This is a genomic window from Pseudomonas sp. UBA2684, assembly GCA_002354655.1.
Lineage (GTDB): Bacteria > Pseudomonadota > Gammaproteobacteria > Pseudomonadales > Pseudomonadaceae > Aquipseudomonas.
In genome coordinates this window covers 315-1,585 of the sequence record DELY01000043.1, presented here as the reverse complement: position 1 = coordinate 1,585, position 1,271 = coordinate 315, and the positions used below count along the sequence as shown (strand labels likewise).

Annotated in this window: 2 protein-coding genes; one reads left to right on the top strand and one right to left on the bottom strand. The window is 68.5% G+C overall.

Features of this window, described 5'->3' with window-relative positions; genetic code table 11:
* Positions 1-714 (top strand): 5-oxoprolinase subunit PxpA (locus B3M58_RS14505; protein ID WP_296220136.1); only part of this gene is annotated, 714 nt, incomplete at its 5' end.
* Between the two features lie 59 nt (positions 715-773).
* Here B3M58_RS14505 and B3M58_RS14500 read toward each other — a convergent pair.
* Positions 774-1,271 (bottom strand): oligopeptide/dipeptide ABC transporter ATP-binding protein (locus B3M58_RS14500; protein ID WP_349677141.1); only part of this gene is annotated, 498 nt, incomplete at its 5' end.

Sequence of the window (1,271 nt, the reverse complement as noted above, 5' to 3'; positions counted from 1 at the left end):
GGCGAAAGCTTCGGCGCCTGGACGATGGGCGACGATAGCCATGCCATGCCGCTGGTCGATCAGGCCAACCTGGCTTGCGGCTTTCACGCTGCCGATCCGCTGACCATGCAGCGCACCGTCGCCCTGGCGGTCGCGCATGGCGTACGGATTGGCGCGCACCCGGCGTATCCCGATGTGGTCGGTTTCGGCCGGCGGCAGATGGCCTGCTCGCCGGAAGAAGTCACCGCGCTGGTGCTCTATCAGCTGGGCGCACTGGAGGCGTTCTGCCGCGCGGCGGGGGTTCAGGTGGCGTATGTCAAACCGCACGGCGCGCTGTACAACGATCTGGTGCGCGACGATGCGCTGCTGGCCGCGGTATTGGAGGCCTGCGCCAGTTACCGCAAGGGGTTGCCGCTGATGGTGCTGGCGTTGACCGACAACAGCCGCGAGTTGCGCCTGGCCGACGAAGCCGATGTGCCGCTGATGTTCGAGGCGTTCGCCGACCGTGCCTACCTCGCCGATGGCCAGTTGGCCCCACGGCGCTTGAGCGGCGCGGTGCACCACGACCCGCAGCGGATTCTCGAACAGGCCCTGGCCATCGCCCAGGGCGAGCCTTTCCCGGATATCGACGGCAAGCCGTTGCGCCTGAGCGCCGACAGCCTCTGCGTGCACGGCGACAATGCCGAGTCGCTGGCCGTGCTGCGGCGCTTGCGCGCGCTGCTCGACGCCAGCTAACCCGCGCTCGACGGCCGCACCGCTGGCTGCTGGCGCCGCCCCAGCGCTGCAACCGTCCGTTAGCCGTTGATCGTCTCCGCGTGGTGACAGGCCACCTGCCGTGCATCGAGCAGGCGCAGCGGTGGCTGCTCCACGCCGCAGCGTTCGGTGGCATAGGGGCAGCGCTGGTGGAAGGCGCAGCCGCTGGGCGGCGACAGCGGGTTGGGCAGTTCGCCGGTGAGTTTGATCTTCGGTTTCGTCGGGTCCGGGTGAAGGGTTGGCGTGGCGGAGAGCAGCGCCTGGGTGTAGGGGTGCAGCGGGCGGCTGTAGATCAGCGCCTTCGGCCCCATTTCCACCGGCCGGCCGAGGTACATCACCAGCACCTCGTCGGCGACATGCCGCACCACCGAGAGGTTGTGCGAGATGAACACGTAGGCGGTGTTGAACTCTTCCTGCAGGTCCATGAACAGGTTGAGCACCTGGGCCTGGATCGACACGTCGAGCGCCGAGGTCGGTTCGTCCGCCACCAGCACCTTGGGGTTGAGCATCATCGCCCGGGCCAGGGCCACGCGCTGGCG